Origin of the sequence: Rhizobium sp. CSW-27 (genome assembly GCF_018760785.1) — a bacterium.
GTDB lineage: Bacteria > Pseudomonadota > Alphaproteobacteria > Rhizobiales > Rhizobiaceae > Neorhizobium.
In genome coordinates this window covers 44,800-59,834 of record NZ_JAHHZO010000002.1, presented here as the reverse complement: position 1 = coordinate 59,834, position 15,035 = coordinate 44,800, and the positions used below count along the sequence as shown (strand labels likewise).

Below are 15,035 nucleotides of genomic sequence, written 5' to 3'. Positions count from 1 at the left end.
ATGAAGACGCTTTACGGCATCCAGTATCTTCGGGCGATTGCAGCACTTGCAGTCGTCCTCTTTCATGCCGCCGAACGCTCCGGCGAGCATTTCGCCATCGGAGCGGCCGGAGTCGACGTGTTCTTCGTCGTCAGCGGCTTCATCATGATGGTGATCAGCCACAACCGGCCGCTGACGCCGGCGGGCTTCCTGCGCGACCGCTTGCTGCGCATCGTGCCGAGCTACTGGATCGTGACCAGCGTCATGGTGGCGGGTGCCGCGGCGGGGCTGTTTCCTAACCTCCTGCTCGACCTGCCGCACCTTCTCGGCTCCTACCTCTTCATGCCGGTTCCCTCGCCGAATGGCGGCGCCCTCTGGCCGGTTCTGGTGCAGGGCTGGACGCTGAATTACGAGATATTCTTCTACCTCGCCTTTGCGGCAACGCTGCTTCTGCCAGAGAACCGGCGGCTCGCCGCGCTTGCGGCGCTGTTCGGGCTGCTCGTTGCCACGGGCTTCCTGATCGAGGCAGCCGGAGGGCCGCTGTCCTTCTACACGCAGCCGATCCTCCTCGAATTCCTGGCCGGCACCATCATCGGCCGGCTGTGGATCGCTGGAACCGTTCCGCGCACCGAAACCGGGCTGATGCTGATTGCCATCGCCGTTCTCTCCTTCGCCACGATCTATCTGATGCGCCTGGAGTTCAGCACCTTCCTCTGCGGCCCGCTGGCAATCGCTCTCGTGATCGGCGTGCTGGCGCTGGAAAAGGGCGATGCCCTGCCGCCGCTGCCGGGCCTCGCCTATCTCGGCGACGCCTCCTATTCCATCTATCTCTGGCACACGCTGGCGATTTCCGTGGTACTGAAGGCGGGCGCGGTCCTGTCGCTGCCCGCGCCGCTGATCACCTGGATCGGGGCGCTGGCCGGCGTCGGGCTCGGCATCGTCTGCTATGAATGCCTGGAGCGCCCGCTGCAGCACTTCATCAAGCATCGCCGCCTTGTCATCCGCCTGCCGCGCCGACAGGCCGCCAAGTAGCGTGCCAAGGCCGTCGACATAAGGCGAAGATTGCGCAGGCTCAGCGCCGGGGAACGTCGTCGCTCGTCAGTTCGAAGTGATCGAGAATGATCTGCAGATTGCGGCGGTGAGACTTGAAATAGAGGTCGAACAGGTCACCCACCAGCGGCACGCTGCCGAACAGCGCGTCCGTGCCGAGATTGGCAAGCATCTGCATCTGCTTGCGGGCAGGAAGGCCGAGCCGTCGCGCCTCGTTGAGGATGAGAATGCCGACCAGCGCGCCGCCGGCATCGCCCACCACCGGCACCAGGCCGAGGATCGAATCGGCACCGAAGCGGATATTGGTTCCCGGCACCCGCAGGGCCGTGTCCATCAGGCGGGCCAGTTTGGCCAGCCGCGCCAGCCGGCGCATGGCGTCGGCATCCAGCAGCGGGCGGCGGGCGGCGCCCGCATCCATTCCGGTATCCCAGCCGGTGTCTCTTGCCATGCACGTCGTCTCCCGCAGGTTGCGCACCCTTTGGGGACAAACGCCGGCAGCAGGCGGCGGTTCCAGCGCCGGGATCAGGTCACCGCACCAACCTGCCAGGGCACGAATTCGTTGTCGCCGTAATCATAGATCTCGCTCAGCGTCTTCTGCCCGGACGCCACCGCAATCACATGCTCGAAGATGCGCTCGCCGGACTGCTCGATCGTCTCGTCACCGGTGACGATGCCGCCGCAGTTCAGATCCATGTCCTCCTTCATGTGCTCGTACATGTCGGAATTGGTGGCGATCTTGATACAGGGGGCGGGCTTGAAACCGGAAACGGAGCCGCGCCCGGTGGTGAAACAGATGACGTTGCAGCCGCCGGCCACCTGTCCCGTGACGGCCACCGGATCGTAACCGGGGGTATCCATGAAGACGAAACCCTGTTCGGTCACCGTCTCGGCAAACTCGTAGACCGCCTTCAGCGGCATGGAACCGCCCTTGGCCACAGCACCAAGCGATTTTTCGAGAATGGTGGTGAGACCGCCAAGCTTGTTGCCGTGCGAGGGGTTGTTGTTCAGTTCGTCGCCATTGCGGGCGGTATAATCGCGCCACCAGTCGATGCGGTCGAGCAGCTTCTGCGCCACCGCCGGCGTCACGGCGCGGCGGGTGAGCAGATGTTCGGCGCCGTAGATTTCCGGCGTCTCCGACAGAACTGTCGTGCCGCCATGGCGCACGATGAGATCGGAGGCATGGCCGAGCGCCGGATTGGCGGAAATGCCGGAATAGCCGTCCGAACCGCCGCATTCCAGTGCAAGCTTCAGCCGGGAGAGCGGCTGCGGCGTGCGGCGGGCGGCATTCACCGCCGGCAGCATTTCCTTGATCGCGGCGATTGCCGCATCGATGGTCTTCTTCGTGCCGCCGTGCTGCTGGATGGTCATGGTGCGCAGCCGGTCGCCCTCCTCCATCTTGTAATGCTCGAGGATCGGCGCGATCTGATTGGTCTCGCAGCCGAGACCAATCATCAGGATGCCGCCGAAATTCGGATGGCGGGCATAGCCCTGGATGGTGCGGATCAGCAGCCGGTAGCCTTCGGAGCGGTTGTTCAGCGCGCAGCCGCCGCCATGCGTCAGCGCCACAACGCCATCGATGTTCTCGAAACCGTCGAGCCCGCCCAGGCGGTTGAAGTAGTCGGCGATGTAGCGGGAGACGGTGGCGGAACAGTTCACCGAGGAAATGATGCCGATATAGTTGCGGGTGCCGGCGCCGCCGATGCCGCGATCATAACCGAGGAAGGTGCGCCGCTCCGCCTCCGGCACCATGCCATGTTCCTCGATATCGACGCAGAACTGGTGCTCGTGCTCGGAGGGCAGCATGGCGAGGTTGTGGAGGTGCACATGCTCGCCGGCCTCGATATCCTTCGTGGCAAGACCGATGATCTGGCCGTATTTCTTCACCTCCCGCCCGGCAGCGATGGGCCGGAGTGCCACCTTGTGGCCGCGGCCGATCAGATCGCGCGCCACGAGGTCGCCATAGCCGGTCGGGCTGCCGGCGGGAATGGAGCGGCGGGCCACCGCCACGTCATCGGCACCGTTCAGCACGATCACCGGAGATATTGTCTCGTTCATCCGTTCCTCCTCCCTGGAGGGTCTTTGTCGTTTGAGGGAAACCCCGCTCCTATCGGGGTTCGCTGTCGAGCCAGCGGCGTTTGGATTCCTCCAGATGCGCGCGCATCATCGCCTGGGCCAGCAGCGCATCGCGCGCCTCCAGCGCCTCAAGGATGGCCTCGTGCTCGACAAGCGCCAGGCTCCAGGTGTCCGGCGTTTCGAAATGCTCGCGCAATTGGGTGGAGAGCGGGCTGTGCCGGTCGTCGAACAGTTCACCGACCAGCCGCTGCAGCACGCTGTTGCCGGACTGGCCGGCAATCGTCAGATGGAACTGCCGGTCCTGCTCCACCGGCTTGCGGCCCTCGGCGATCTCCGTGCGCATGGCATCCAGCACCTGCCGCAGCGCGCGCAGCGTTTCCGGCTGCATGCGGGCGGCCGCCATCAGGATGACGGTGCCTTCCACCGCCGCACGGGCCTGCATCAGTTCGACCGGGCTTTCGCCGATGGACACGGGGCTCTGCGGCCGCCGTTCGGCCGTCGCCACCACATAGATGCCGGAGCCCATGCGGATCTCGACCGTGCCGTCGATTTCAAGCGCGATCAGCGCCTCGCGCAGCGACGGGCGCGACACCCCCAGCTGCTGGGCAAGCTCGCGCTCCGCCGGCAGCCGCTGACCGAGCCGGAAATGACCGCTCTGGATGAGGCTGCGGATCTGGTCCGCCACCTGCTGATAGAGCCGCCGCTCCGTTGTCCTTATCCCGTTCATCACCGACGTCATGATCTCCTTTGGCCTTACCATAGGAGGTCATCACCAAACTGGCAAGACCAATGATTTTTTATTTGTTTCATATGCTTACATCATAGGAGCCCAAAATACGATTGAAAATCGCCAAATTGGCTTGACCAGTTTGGCCAGACCGCCTACCAGTAATGCCTGTCGGCCGCCGGGTGGAGCTGGAGCGGCCATGCGCAAGCTTGCGCAGGGAGGAGACTTGATGCAAACCGGTCAGGCCACGCATGGCGGGACAGTCGCGCCCATGACGCAAGGGGGGCGTGCGGCGAGACGGGACGGCGAAACGCTGCTCAGCCTCACCGACATCCGCAAGGAATTTCCAAGCGTGGTGGCGCTTTCCAATGTCAGCTTCGACCTGAAGCGCGGCGAAGTGCATGCCGTCTGCGGCGAGAACGGCGCCGGCAAGTCCACGCTGATGAAGATCATCAGCGGCGTCTACACCCCGACCTCCGGCCGCATCACCTACAAGGGTGTCGAGCGCCAGTTCTCCTCGCCGCTGGAGGCGGAACGCCTCGGCATCGCCATCATTCACCAGGAACTCAATCTGGTGCCGCACCTGACGGTGGCGGAAAACATCTATCTGGCCCGCGAACCGCGCCGGGGCTTCCTGGTCGACCGCCGGAAACTGAAGGCCGATGCCCAGGCCTGTCTCGACCGGCTGGGTGTCGCGATCGCGCCGGAGCGGCTGGTGCGCGAGCTTTCGGTCGCCCAGTGTCAGATGGTGGAGATCGCCAAGGCGCTGTCGCTCAACGCCGAAGTGCTGATCATGGACGAGCCGACCTCCTCGCTGACGGAGCAGGAGACACGCCTGCTGTTCAAGGTCATCCATGACCTGAAGCGGGATGGCGTCGGCATCGTCTACATCTCCCACCGCCTCGACGAGATGGCGGAGATCGTCGACCGCGTGACCGTGTTGCGCGACGGCCGCTACGTAGCGACCGATGCCTTCGCGGACACCAGCATCGACCAGATCGTCGCCCGCATGGTCGGCCGCTCGCTGGAGGAGAAGTTTCCCGAGCGCACGGCGCAGCCGACCGACGAAGTGATCTTCAGCGCCGAAAACCTCACGCGGCGCGGCGTGTTCAGCAATGTCAGCTTCAGCCTCAGGCGCGGCGAGATCCTCGGCTTTGCCGGATTGATGGGCGCCGGACGCACGGAAGTGGCGCGCGCCATCTTCGGCGCCGATTCGCTGGATGCCGGACGGGTGAGCCTGGAAGGCCGCGAGCTTGCGATCCGCAATCCGCGCGATGCGATCGAGGCGGGGCTCGCCTATCTGTCCGAAGACCGCAAGGCGCAGGGACTCGCCATCAAGATGCCGGTCGATGCCAACATGACGCTGGCGAACCTCAAGTCGCTGTCGAACCGCCTCGGCCTCATCGATTTCGACCGCCATGCCCGCGTCACGCAGGACTATGTGGACCTGCTCAGCATCAAGACGCCGTCGATCCGCCAGCCGGTACGGCTTTTGTCCGGCGGCAACCAGCAGAAGATCATCATTGGCAAATGGCTGTTCCGCAAGTCGCGGGTGATGTTCTTCGACGAGCCGACGCGCGGCATCGATGTCGGTGCGAAATTCGCCATCTACAAGATCATGGACGAACTGGCCCGCGAGGGTATCGGCGTCATCCTGATCAGCTCGGAACTGCCGGAAATCCTAGGGATGACCGACCGTGTTGCCGTGTTCCACAACGGCCGTGTGACCGGCGTGCTGGAAACGGCCCGTACCAGCCAGGAGGAGATCATGCGCTATGCTTCCGGCTTCGGTCCCACCCAGCACTGACATGCCGAATGCGAGGACGATGATGACAGCCCCCAAGGAACCAACCAGCGCTCGCCTCAGCGACCGCCAGAAGGACGTGATCCAGAAATTTGCCGCTCTCGGCAGCCTTTTCGTGCTGATCGTCGTCTTCTCGCTGACCAGCAGCGCCTTCTTCACCGTCAACAACGGCATGACGATCGCTCTGCAGGTCACCTCGATCGCCCTGCTCGGCATCGGCGCGACCTGCGTGATCATCACCGGCGGCATCGATCTGTCTGTCGGCTCCGTGCTGGCGCTGGCAGGGGTCGTCGCGGCCCTTCTCGTCAAGGAGGCCGGCTTTCCCGTCTGGCTCGGCATGCTGGCCGGCATTCTCACGGGCTCGCTGTGCGGCCTGGTCAACGGCATCCTGATCACCCGCATGAAGCTGCCGCCCTTCATCGCCACGCTCGGCATGATGCTGATCGCACGTGGCGTGGCGCTGCAGATCACCGGCGCGCGTGCCGTGTCCGGTCTCGGCGAGAGCTTTGGCGAACTCGGCAATGGCGCGCTGATGCGCATCGTCACCATCGGCGACGACGGCTTTCCGACCGTGGTGTTTCCCGGCATTCCCTATCCGGTGATCCTTATGGTGGTGATCGCGCTTGCCGTCTCCTTCATGCTGAATCGCTCGATCCTCGGCCGCCATATCTACGCCGTCGGCTCGAATGTGGATGCGGCGCGCCTCTCCGGCGTCAATGTCACCCGCGTCACCAGCTTCACCTATATTCTGTCCGGCACGCTGGCCGGCCTGACGGGCTGCGTGCTGATGTCGCGCCTTGTCACAGGCCAGCCGAACGAAGGCGTGATGTACGAACTCGATGCCATCGCCAGCGCCGTGATCGGCGGCACCTCGCTGATCGGCGGCGTCGGCACCATTTCCGGCACGGCCATCGGCGCCTTCGTCATCGGCATCCTGCGCAACGGCCTCAACATGAACGGCGTCTCCGCCTTCACACAGCAAATCATCATCGGTCTCGTCATCCTGGTCACCGTCTGGATCGACCAGCTGCGCAATCGCCGATGACGACGGGGCGCGGACCCTTTTCCGCAAACACCAAGGGGAGTGGGAGCTCCCGGGAGGCGCCCGCCAGGGCCACTTCATTTCAGGAGGATGGACAATGAAGAAAATCGCATCTGCCTTGCTGGCATCGGCATTCATGATCTGCGCCGCATCGGTGTCGGCCCAGGCGGCGGAAATCGCCGTGATCGTCAAGACCGTCAACTCGACCTTCTGGCAGAACGTGCAGAAGGGCGCGGATGCGGCGATCAAGGAGGTCGGCGGCGGCAACACCATGACATTCCAGGGCCCGGCCGCCGAATCCGCCATCGCCGACCAGGTGAACATGGTGGAAAATGCCGTCAACCGCGGCGTCGCCGGCATCGTTCTGGCCCCGTCGGATCCGGATGCGCTGGTTCCGGCGGTGAAGAAGGCCTGGGAGGCCCGCATTCCGGTCGTCATCATCGACTCCATGCTCGCCAAGGGCGCCGAGCAGTACTACCAGTCCTTCCTCGCCACCGATAACCGCAAGGCGGGCGAACTGGCCGCCAAGGCGCTGATCGACAAGGTGGGCAAGGAAGGCAAGATCGCCGTGATGTCCTATGTCGCGGGCGCCGGCTCGGAAATCGGCCGCGTCGGTGGCTTCACCGATTACATCAAGGCCAATTCCAAGCTCCAGATCGTCGGCCCCTTCTACTCGCAGTCGCAGATGGCAACCGCGCTGAACCAGACGACCGACGTGCTGGCCGCCAATGCCGACCTCAAGGGCATCTTCGGCGCAAACGAGCCGACCGCCATCGGCATGGGCCGCGCACTGAAGGAATCCGGCAAGGCCGGCAAGGTCGTGGGCGTCGGCTTCGACGGCAACCAGGACCTGCAGAGCTTCGTCAAGGACGGCACGCTTGCCGCCATTGCCGTGCAGGGCTCCTTCCAGATGGGCGAACTCGGCGTGAAGACGCTTTCCAAGATCCTCAAGAAGGAAAAGGTCGAGAAGTTCGTCGATACCGGCGTCGTCGTCGTCACCAAGGACAATATCGACAAGCCGGAAGCCAAGAACGTTCTCTACTGATAGCGATCCATCGCGCGCGGTCCGACAGGGCTGCGCGCCCTTTCCCCACACTGCACGAGAGACGTCATGAAGGCCGCCGACATCCGCACCCACGCCCGCACCGGGGTTTCGCTCACCAGCATGGGACTGGGCTGCGCCCAGATGGGCAATCTCTACCGCGTGACACATTATGCGGAATCGGAAGGCGCCTTCCGGGCCGCGTGGGAGGCCGGCATCCGCTATTTCGATACGGCCCCCTTCTACGGCTTCACCCGCTCCGAGCGTCGGCTGGGCACCATGCTGACCGATCTGGCCCGCACCGATTACGTGGTCAGCACCAAGGTCGGCCGCGTGATGACGCCGGACGAAAGCGTGGGAGCCGAAGAAGACGGCTATATCGAGCCCCTGCCCTTCCGCCCGGTCTACGACTACACGCATGACGGCGTGATGCGCTCCTTCGAGGCAAGCCAGCAGCGCCTCGGGATCCTGAAGCCGGACATTCTCTATGTGCACGACATCGGCAGCGTGACCCATGGCGAGCGCCACGCCCATTACTGGCAGCAGTTGACCGAAGGCGGCGGCTTTCGCGCCCTCACCCGGCTGCGGGAGGAAGGCCTGACGCGGGCCATCGGCCTTGGCGTCAACGAGTGGGAAATCATCCGCGATGCCCTGCAGGTGGCCGACATCAACATCTGCATGCTGGCCGGTCGCTATACGCTGCTGGAACAGCAGAGCCTTTCGTTCATGGATGACTGCGCGCGCCGCGGCGTCGGCATCGTCATTGCCGGCGCGTTCAATTCCGGTATTCTTGCCGGCAATCGCAAGTTCAACTACGCCGATGCACCCGCCGATGTGCTGGCCCGCGTCGATGCCCTGCGCGCGGCCTGCGAGGCCGAAGGCATCACGCTGCAGGCGGCCGCGCTGCAGTTTCCGCTCGCTCATCCGGCAGCCCTCACCATCGTCTCCGGCGCCCGCAATGCCGAGCAGCTGACGGCCAATGTCGGCTGGTTCGAGGAAAGCATTCCCCCCGCTTTCTGGGCCCGCCTGAAGGACAAGGGCCTGATTGCCGAGGGCGCCCCTGTTCCGGCTGCGGGAGCCTGAGCATGCGGATCGATGCCCACCAGCATTTCTGGCGTCTCGCGGACCGGTCCGGCCAGTGGCCGCCGCCGGAGCTTGCACCGATCCACCGCGATTTTGCGCCGGCGGATCTTCTGCCGCTGATGGCCGCCTGCGGCATCGACGGCACCGTGCTGGTGCAGACCATGGAGAGCGCAGCCGATACCGTCTACATGCTGGACCTGGCCGAGCGCCACGCGTTCATCCGTGGCGTGGTCGGCTGGACGGACCTGAAGGCGGACGATGCGCCGAGCGCCATTGCCGAACTCGCAGCCCAACCGAAACTCAAGGGTCTGCGCCCCATGCTGCAGGGCCTTGCCGAGGAGGACTGGATCGCCGACCCTGCCCTTGCACCGGCCGCCGAGGCCATGGTGGCCGCCGATCTTGCCTTCGATGCGCTGATCTTTCCAAAACATCTGCCGCATCTGCTGACCTTCGCACGGCGTCATCCGGACCTCCGGATCGTCATCGATCACGGCGCCAAGCCGCTGATCGCCGAGGGCCGTTTCAGCGCCTGGCGGCAGGATATGGCCGCCCTTGCCGCCCTGCCGCAGATCTGCGTCAAGCTCTCCGGCCTGCTGACCGAAGCCGGCGACCAGAAGCCCCAGGCGGTGCGCCCCTATGCGGAGACGCTGCTGGAGCTTTTCGGCGCCGAGCGCGTGCTGTGGGGCAGCGACTGGCCGGTGCTGCGTCTCGCCGGCGATTATCAAGGCTGGTTCGAACAGGCTCGCGCCATCGTGCCGGAAGCCGATCACGCCGCCATCTTCGGGGCCAATGCCGCCCGTTTCTATCGTCTGGAAAGGTAAGTAAATGCTGACGATCATCTGTGACGAGCCCGGCAAGCTGACGGCCATCGAACGGCCGAAGCCCACGTGTGCGACCGACGAGGTTCTGGTCCGGGTGCGCCGCGTCGGCGTCTGCGGCACGGATCTGCACATCTTCACCGGCAACCAGCCCTATCTCTCCTATCCGCGCGTGATGGGCCATGAACTGGCAGCGACCGTGGAGGAGGTTCCGGCGGGAAGTCGTCTCGTGCCTGGTTCGACGGTCTCGATCATCCCTTACATTTCCTGCGGCACCTGCGATGCATGCCGCAAGGGCCGCACCAACTGCTGCCGCAATATCGGCGTTCTCGGCGTTCACCGCGATGGCGGCATGACGGGCTATCTCAGCCTGCCGGAACGCTTCCTTTTGCCGGCAGACGGCCTGTCGCTCGACCAGGCGGCGATGGTCGAATTTCTGGCGATCGGCGCCCATGCGGTGGCACGCGCCGGCACGAAAGCCGGCGAAAGCGTGCTGATCGCAGGTGCCGGCCCCATCGGCCTTGCGGTGGCCGTCTTCGCCAAGATGGAGGGCGCCGTCGTGACGATGATCGACGGTCGCGAGGATCGCCTCGCCTTTGCCCGCGATCACCTCGGCATCGATGCCACCGTTCTGCTGGGCGAAGGCGACGTGGACCGGCTTTCGGCGCTGACCGACGGAAACTTCTTCGAGACGGTGTTCGATGCAACCGGCAATCCGAAGGCGATCGAGCGCGGTTTCCGCTTCGTCGCCCATGCGGGAACCTATGTTCTGGTCTCCATCGTCGCGAGCGACATCACCTTTTCCGATCCGGAATTCCACAAGCGCGAGACGACGCTGCTCGGCAGCCGCAATGCGACGGTCACCGATTTCGAGCATGTGATGGCTGCCATGCGGGCCGGCCACGTGCCGGATGCACTGGTGACGCACCGCATGGGGCTCGCGGAGGTACCGGAAAAATTCTCCGGCCTTCTCGACCCGGCGGCCGGCGTGGTGAAGGCGATGATCGAGGTTGCGTGACGCAACAACGGTCAATGGGGGCACTGGTCAAGCGCCACCCAAGGCGGCAGCATGCGGCACGGCGCCGACAAGGGGCGCGCGAAGGACAAGAACAGGGAGCAGACGAACATGGCAGATCTTAAGGGCAAGACGGTGCTGATCACCGCCGCCGGACAGGGCATCGGGCGCGCCAGCGCAATCGCCTTCGCAGAGGCCGGTTGCACCGTCCATGCCACCGACATCAACGAACAGGCGCTGGCAGAGCTGCCGACGCGTGACACCCTGAAGGTGGAGCGCCTGGACGTGCTGGACGAGGCGGCGGTGAAAGCCTCAGTCGCCCGCATCGGTGCCGTCGACATTCTCTTCAATTGCGCCGGCGTCGTGCATGGCGGCTCGATCCTCGAGATGAAGGACGGCGATCTCGATTTCGCCATGGACCTCAACGTCAAGGCGATGATCCGCACCATCCGGGCCGTACTGCCCGGCATGATCGAGCGAAAGGATGGCGCGATCATCAACATGTCCTCGGTCGCCTCCAGTATCAAGGGCGTGCCGAACCGCTTCGCCTACGGCGTCAGCAAGGCCGCCGTGATCGGTCTCACCAAGGCAGTCGCCGCCGACTACGTCGCGCACAACATCCGCTGCAACGCCATCTGCCCGGGCACGGTGGAAAGCCCCTCGCTGCAGGACCGCCTGCGCGCCCAGGGCGATTATGAGGCGGCGCGCGCCGCCTTTATCGCCCGCCAGCCGATCGGGCGGCTTGGCAGGCCGGAAGAAATCGCAGACCTTGCCGTGCATCTGGCCGGCGCGACCTACACCACCGGCCAGGCCATCGCCATCGACGGCGGCTGGACCATCTGACGCATTCAACGAGAAGGACATTCCCCATGAAACTGCTTCGTTACGGCGCCCCCGGCGCGGAACGCCCCGCGCTTGTCGATGCAAGCGGCACGATCCGCGACCTGTCCGGCCATGTTGCCGATCTCGCAGGCGCAGCGCTCGACCCGGCAGCACTGGCGAAACTGGCAGAACTCGATACCGCTTCGCTTCCGGCCGTCGCCGCCTCCGAGCGGCTTGGCCCCTGCGTTGCCGGAACGGGCAAGTTCATCTGCATCGGTCTCAACTATTCCGACCATGCCGCCGAATCCGGCATGGCGGTTCCGCCGGAGCCGGTCATCTTCATGAAGGCAAGCTCGGCGATCTGCGGCCCGAACGACGACGTGCTGATCCCGCGCGGTTCGGAAAAGACCGACTGGGAGGTCGAACTCGGCGTCGTGATCGGCAAGACGGCAAAATATGTCTCGGAAGCGGAGGCGCTGGATTACGTGGCCGGCTACTGCGTGTCCCATGACGTGTCCGAGCGCGCCTTCCAGACGGAACGGTCCGGCCAGTGGACCAAGGGCAAGTCCTGCGACACCTTCGGCCCGATCGGCCCCTGGCTGGTGACGAAGGACGAGATCACCGATCCGCAGAACCTCGGCATGTGGCTGAAGGTGAATGGCGAGACGATGCAGAACGGCTCCACCGCCACCATGGTCTACGGCGTGGCTTTCCTCGTTTCCTATCTCAGCCAGTTCATGAGCCTGCATCCGGGCGACGTCATCTCCACCGGCACGCCGCCCGGCGTCGGCATGGGCATGAAGCCGCAGCGCTACCTGAAGCCCGGCGACGTGGTGGAGCTCGGCATCGAGGGTCTCGGCACCCAGAAGCAGACCTTCCGCGCCGACATCTGACCCTTCCAAGACACACCTGACATCTGACTGCCGGAGACACGAGCATGGCCAAGATCACCGACATGCGCATCATCGACCTGAGGTTCCCCACATCGCAGAGCCTGGATGGCTCGGATGCGATGAACCCGGATCCGGATTATTCGGCAGCCTATGTCATCCTCGAAACGGACGTGCCCGGTCTGGCCGGGCACGGTCTCACCTTCACCATCGGCCGCGGCAACGACATCTGCTGCATGGCGATCGATGCCATGCGTCATCTTGTGGTGGGCACCGATCTGGAGACGATGAAGGCGCATCCGGGAAAATTCTGGCGGCACCTGACCGGCGACAGCCAGTTGCGCTGGATCGGTCCCGACAAGGGCGCCATGCATCTCGCAACGGGTGCCGTCGTCAATGCGCTGTGGGACCTGATCGCCAAGGAAGCCGGCAAGCCAGTCTGGCGGCTCGTCGCCGACATGGCGCCGGAGGCGATCGCCGACATCATCGACTACCGCTACCTGACCGACGTGCTGACCCGCGACGAGGCAATTGCCATCCTCTCGAAGGCCGAGGCCGGCAAGGCGGAGCGCATCGCCATTCTGGAGCGCGAGGGCTATGCCTGCTACACCACCTCCGCCGGATGGCTGGGCTATGATGACGAAAAGCTGCGCCGCCTCTGCCAGGAGGCCGTGGATGCCGGCTTCAACCATGTAAAGATGAAGGTCGGCCGCGATCTGGAAGACGACATCCGCCGCCTGACCATCGCCCGCGAGGTGATCGGCCCGGACCGTTACCTGATGATCGACGCCAACCAGGTCTGGGAGGTCGATCAGGCCATCGACTGGGTGAAGCGTCTCTCCTTCTGCAATCCCTTCTTCATCGAGGAGCCGACCAGCCCGGACGATGTGGCCGGCCACCGCAAGATCCGGCAGGCGATTTCGCCGGTCAAGGTCGCGACCGGCGAGATGTGCCAGAACCGCATCATGTTCAAGCAGTTCATCGCCGAGGGCGCGATCGATGTGGTGCAGATCGACAGCTGCCGCATGGGCGGCCTGAACGAGGTGCTGGCCGTGCTGCTGATCGCCGCCAAGTTCAACCTGCCGGTCTGGCCGCATGCCGGCGGGGTGGGCCTGTGCGAATATGTGCAGCACCTCTCGATGATCGATTACGTGGCCGTCTCCGGCACGAAGGACGGCCGCGTGATCGAATATGTCGATCACCTGCACGAACATTTCCTCGATCCCTGCCTTATCGAGAATGCCGCCTACATGCCACCGAAGCTGCCGGGCTTTTCCATCGAGATGAAGCCGGAGACGCTGGCGCAATTCGCCTTCGCCCCCGTGCGGGCCAGCGCCACGGCGCCCTCCGCAGACGCCGCCTGACGGGAAAATCTGGCGCGGATTACCAAGCTTTAATCCGCAAGGCATTGACCGCGGATAGCCCGGAGAATTAAGGGAACTCACAAGTTCTCATAAAACCCCGGGTTTGTTTCCGCATGTTTCTCACACGCCGTACTCTGCTGCTGATGGTGGCGATCGCCGCAGCCGCAGGTCTTGCATGGACATATTTCTCCGCCGAGCCGGCTGGCCCGCGCTATCTGACGGCGCCGGTGACGCGCGCCGATGTGGAGGAAACCGTGCTGGCGACGGGAACGCTGAAGCCGGTGCGGCTGGTGGCGGTCGGCTCGCAGGCGTCAGGCCGCATCACCTCCATCAAGGTGAAGCTTGGCGATACCGTCAGGAAGGGCGACCTGATCGCCGAGATCGATTCCACCACCCAGACCAACGATCTCAAGACGGCCGAAGCCTCGCTTGCCAATGTGAAGGCACAGCTTTCCGAAAAACAGGCAACGCTGCAAGGCTACCAGACGACACTGGCACGCCAGAAGGCCGTCTATAGCAGCCAGGCCGGCTCGCAGGCCGACCTGCAGACCGCCGAGACCAATGTGAAGACCACCGAGGCGCAGATCGCGGCGCTGAACGCGCAGATCGTTTCGGCCGAGATCGCGGTGAAAACGGCGCAGGCGGAACTCGGCTACACCCAGATCACGGCGCCGATGGACGGCACCATCCTGTCGATCGTCAACCAGGAAGGCCGCACCGTCAATGCCAGCCAGTCGATCCCCACGATCGTCATTCTGGGCGACCTGACCACCATGACGGTGCGCGCCGAGATTTCAGAGGCCGACATTCCCAAGGTCGAGCCCGGCCAGCATCTGCGCTTCAACCTGATCGGCGACCGCGCGACCGTTTATGACGCCACGCTGGAGACCATCGAGCCGGCACCGGAATCGATCACCAGCGACAGCGCCGTCAGCAGTTCCACCACCACCAGCAGCAGTTCCTCCTCCAGTTCCTCCTCCTCGGCGATCTACTATATCGGCACCTTCAACGTGCCGAACCCGGAGGGCAAGTTCCGAACCTACATGTCGGCAGAGGTCAACATCGTGCTGGGCACCGCCAAGGGCGTGCTGACCATTCCCTCCTCCGCGCTGGGAACCATCGACAAGCAGGGACATACAAAGGTGCGCGTCATAGGTTCCGACGGTCAGCCGCGCGAGCAGCAGATCGTGGTGGGTCTCAACAACAAGATCACCGCCGAAGTGCGCGAGGGGCTTTCCGAAGGCGAGCACGTGATCATCGGCCAGGCGAGCGCGAGCAAGAGCAGCAGCAACAATCGCCCCGGCCCGCCGATGGGGTTCTGAGCCG

General features: G+C 64.4%; 14 protein-coding genes. 11 read left to right on the top strand and 3 right to left on the bottom strand.

From position 1 onward, the window contains the following. Entirely contained in the window at nt 1-1,011 is a 1,011-nt protein-coding gene (locus KLP42_RS03850; RefSeq protein WP_215564882.1) for an acyltransferase family protein, read from the top strand. A 40-nt stretch (nt 1,012-1,051) separates the two neighbouring features. Here the strand turns inward: KLP42_RS03850 and KLP42_RS03845 are convergent, their stop codons facing one another. From KLP42_RS03845 to KLP42_RS03835, 3 genes are all read right to left on the bottom strand, one after another. Next, a complete protein-coding gene (locus tag KLP42_RS03845) occupies nt 1,052-1,447 on the bottom strand; it encodes a DUF4112 domain-containing protein (protein WP_215565408.1) in 396 nt (131 codons plus the stop codon). A gap of 104 nt (nt 1,448-1,551) precedes the next feature. Next, the gene (locus tag KLP42_RS03840; RefSeq protein WP_215564881.1) at nt 1,552-3,084 is read right to left on the bottom strand and encodes a UxaA family hydrolase; all 1,533 of its coding nucleotides are present in this window, start codon (nt 3,082-3,084) and stop codon (nt 1,552-1,554) included. Between the two features lie 49 nt (nt 3,085-3,133). Further along, nucleotides 3,134-3,829 (bottom strand): FadR/GntR family transcriptional regulator, encoded by a 696-nt coding sequence (locus KLP42_RS03835; RefSeq protein ID WP_215565407.1) that lies wholly within the window; start codon nt 3,827-3,829, stop codon nt 3,134-3,136. Between the two features lie 271 nt (nt 3,830-4,100). Between KLP42_RS03835 and KLP42_RS03830 the strand changes: the two genes are divergently transcribed. The 10 genes from KLP42_RS03830 to KLP42_RS03785 all read left to right on the top strand — a co-directional run bounded on the left by KLP42_RS03830 (nt 4,101) and on the right by KLP42_RS03785 (nt 15,031). Then, nucleotides 4,101-5,636 (top strand): sugar ABC transporter ATP-binding protein, encoded by a 1,536-nt coding sequence (locus tag KLP42_RS03830; RefSeq protein ID WP_215565406.1) that lies wholly within the window; start codon nt 4,101-4,103, stop codon nt 5,634-5,636. A gap of 19 nt (nt 5,637-5,655) precedes the next feature. Beyond that, complete coding sequence (locus KLP42_RS03825) at nt 5,656-6,678, top strand: ABC transporter permease (RefSeq protein WP_215564880.1); 1,023 nt, start codon at nt 5,656-5,658, stop codon at nt 6,676-6,678. A 94-nt stretch (nt 6,679-6,772) separates the two neighbouring features. After that, on the top strand, nt 6,773-7,720 hold the full coding sequence (locus tag KLP42_RS03820) for an ABC transporter substrate-binding protein (RefSeq protein WP_215564879.1): 948 nt from the start codon (nt 6,773-6,775) through the stop codon (nt 7,718-7,720). A 66-nt stretch (nt 7,721-7,786) separates the two neighbouring features. Further along, a complete protein-coding gene (locus tag KLP42_RS03815) occupies nt 7,787-8,800 on the top strand; it encodes an aldo/keto reductase (protein WP_215564878.1) in 1,014 nt (337 codons plus the stop codon). Between the two features lie 2 nt (nt 8,801-8,802). After that, complete coding sequence (locus KLP42_RS03810) at nt 8,803-9,621, top strand: amidohydrolase family protein (RefSeq protein WP_215564877.1); 819 nt, start codon at nt 8,803-8,805, stop codon at nt 9,619-9,621. A 4-nt stretch (nt 9,622-9,625) separates the two neighbouring features. Further along, nucleotides 9,626-10,636, top strand: coding sequence for a zinc-binding alcohol dehydrogenase family protein (locus tag KLP42_RS03805; RefSeq protein ID WP_215564876.1), 1,011 nt, complete (start codon nt 9,626-9,628; stop codon nt 10,634-10,636). 108 nt (nt 10,637-10,744) lie between these two features. Then, a complete protein-coding gene (locus KLP42_RS03800) occupies nt 10,745-11,476 on the top strand; it encodes an SDR family oxidoreductase (RefSeq protein WP_215564875.1) in 732 nt (243 codons plus the stop codon). 26 nt (nt 11,477-11,502) lie between these two features. Continuing rightward, nucleotides 11,503-12,348, top strand: a complete 846-nt coding sequence (locus tag KLP42_RS03795; RefSeq protein WP_215564874.1) for a fumarylacetoacetate hydrolase family protein — start codon at nt 11,503-11,505, stop codon at nt 12,346-12,348. Between the two features lie 44 nt (nt 12,349-12,392). Beyond that, nucleotides 12,393-13,709: an L-fuconate dehydratase gene (locus KLP42_RS03790; protein ID WP_215564873.1), complete on the top strand. Its 1,317-nt coding sequence runs from the start codon at nt 12,393-12,395 to the stop codon at nt 13,707-13,709. Between the two features lie 113 nt (nt 13,710-13,822). After that, on the top strand, nt 13,823-15,031 hold the full coding sequence (locus KLP42_RS03785; RefSeq protein WP_215564872.1) for an efflux RND transporter periplasmic adaptor subunit: 1,209 nt from the start codon (nt 13,823-13,825) through the stop codon (nt 15,029-15,031). The last annotated feature ends 4 nt before the right edge of the window (nt 15,032-15,035 follow it).

Bases quoted from the DNA above. Each gene is read 5' to 3' on its own strand.
- KLP42_RS03830 (WP_215565406.1), top strand. From the start codon at position 4,101: ATGACGCAAGGGGGGCGTGCGGCGAGACGGGACGGCGAAACGCTGCTC.
- KLP42_RS03840 (WP_215564881.1), bottom strand. From the start codon at position 3,084: ATGAACGAGACAATATCTCCGGTGATCGTGCTGAACGGTGCCGATGAC.
- KLP42_RS03820 (WP_215564879.1), top strand. From the start codon at position 6,773: ATGAAGAAAATCGCATCTGCCTTGCTGGCATCGGCATTCATGATCTGC.
- KLP42_RS03805 (WP_215564876.1), top strand. From the start codon at position 9,626: ATGCTGACGATCATCTGTGACGAGCCCGGCAAGCTGACGGCCATCGAA.
- KLP42_RS03835 (WP_215565407.1), bottom strand. From the start codon at position 3,829: ATGAACGGGATAAGGACAACGGAGCGGCGGCTCTATCAGCAGGTGGCG.
- KLP42_RS03815 (WP_215564878.1), top strand. From the start codon at position 7,787: ATGAAGGCCGCCGACATCCGCACCCACGCCCGCACCGGGGTTTCGCTC.
- KLP42_RS03810 (WP_215564877.1), top strand. From the start codon at position 8,803: ATGCGGATCGATGCCCACCAGCATTTCTGGCGTCTCGCGGACCGGTCC.
- KLP42_RS03785 (WP_215564872.1), top strand. From the start codon at position 13,823: ATGTTTCTCACACGCCGTACTCTGCTGCTGATGGTGGCGATCGCCGCA.
- KLP42_RS03825 (WP_215564880.1), top strand. From the start codon at position 5,656: ATGATGACAGCCCCCAAGGAACCAACCAGCGCTCGCCTCAGCGACCGC.
- KLP42_RS03800 (WP_215564875.1), top strand. From the start codon at position 10,745: ATGGCAGATCTTAAGGGCAAGACGGTGCTGATCACCGCCGCCGGACAG.
- KLP42_RS03790 (WP_215564873.1), top strand. From the start codon at position 12,393: ATGGCCAAGATCACCGACATGCGCATCATCGACCTGAGGTTCCCCACA.
- KLP42_RS03795 (WP_215564874.1), top strand. From the start codon at position 11,503: ATGAAACTGCTTCGTTACGGCGCCCCCGGCGCGGAACGCCCCGCGCTT.
- KLP42_RS03845 (WP_215565408.1), bottom strand. From the start codon at position 1,447: ATGGATGCGGGCGCCGCCCGCCGCCCGCTGCTGGATGCCGACGCCATG.
- KLP42_RS03850 (WP_215564882.1), top strand. From the start codon at position 1: ATGAAGACGCTTTACGGCATCCAGTATCTTCGGGCGATTGCAGCACTT.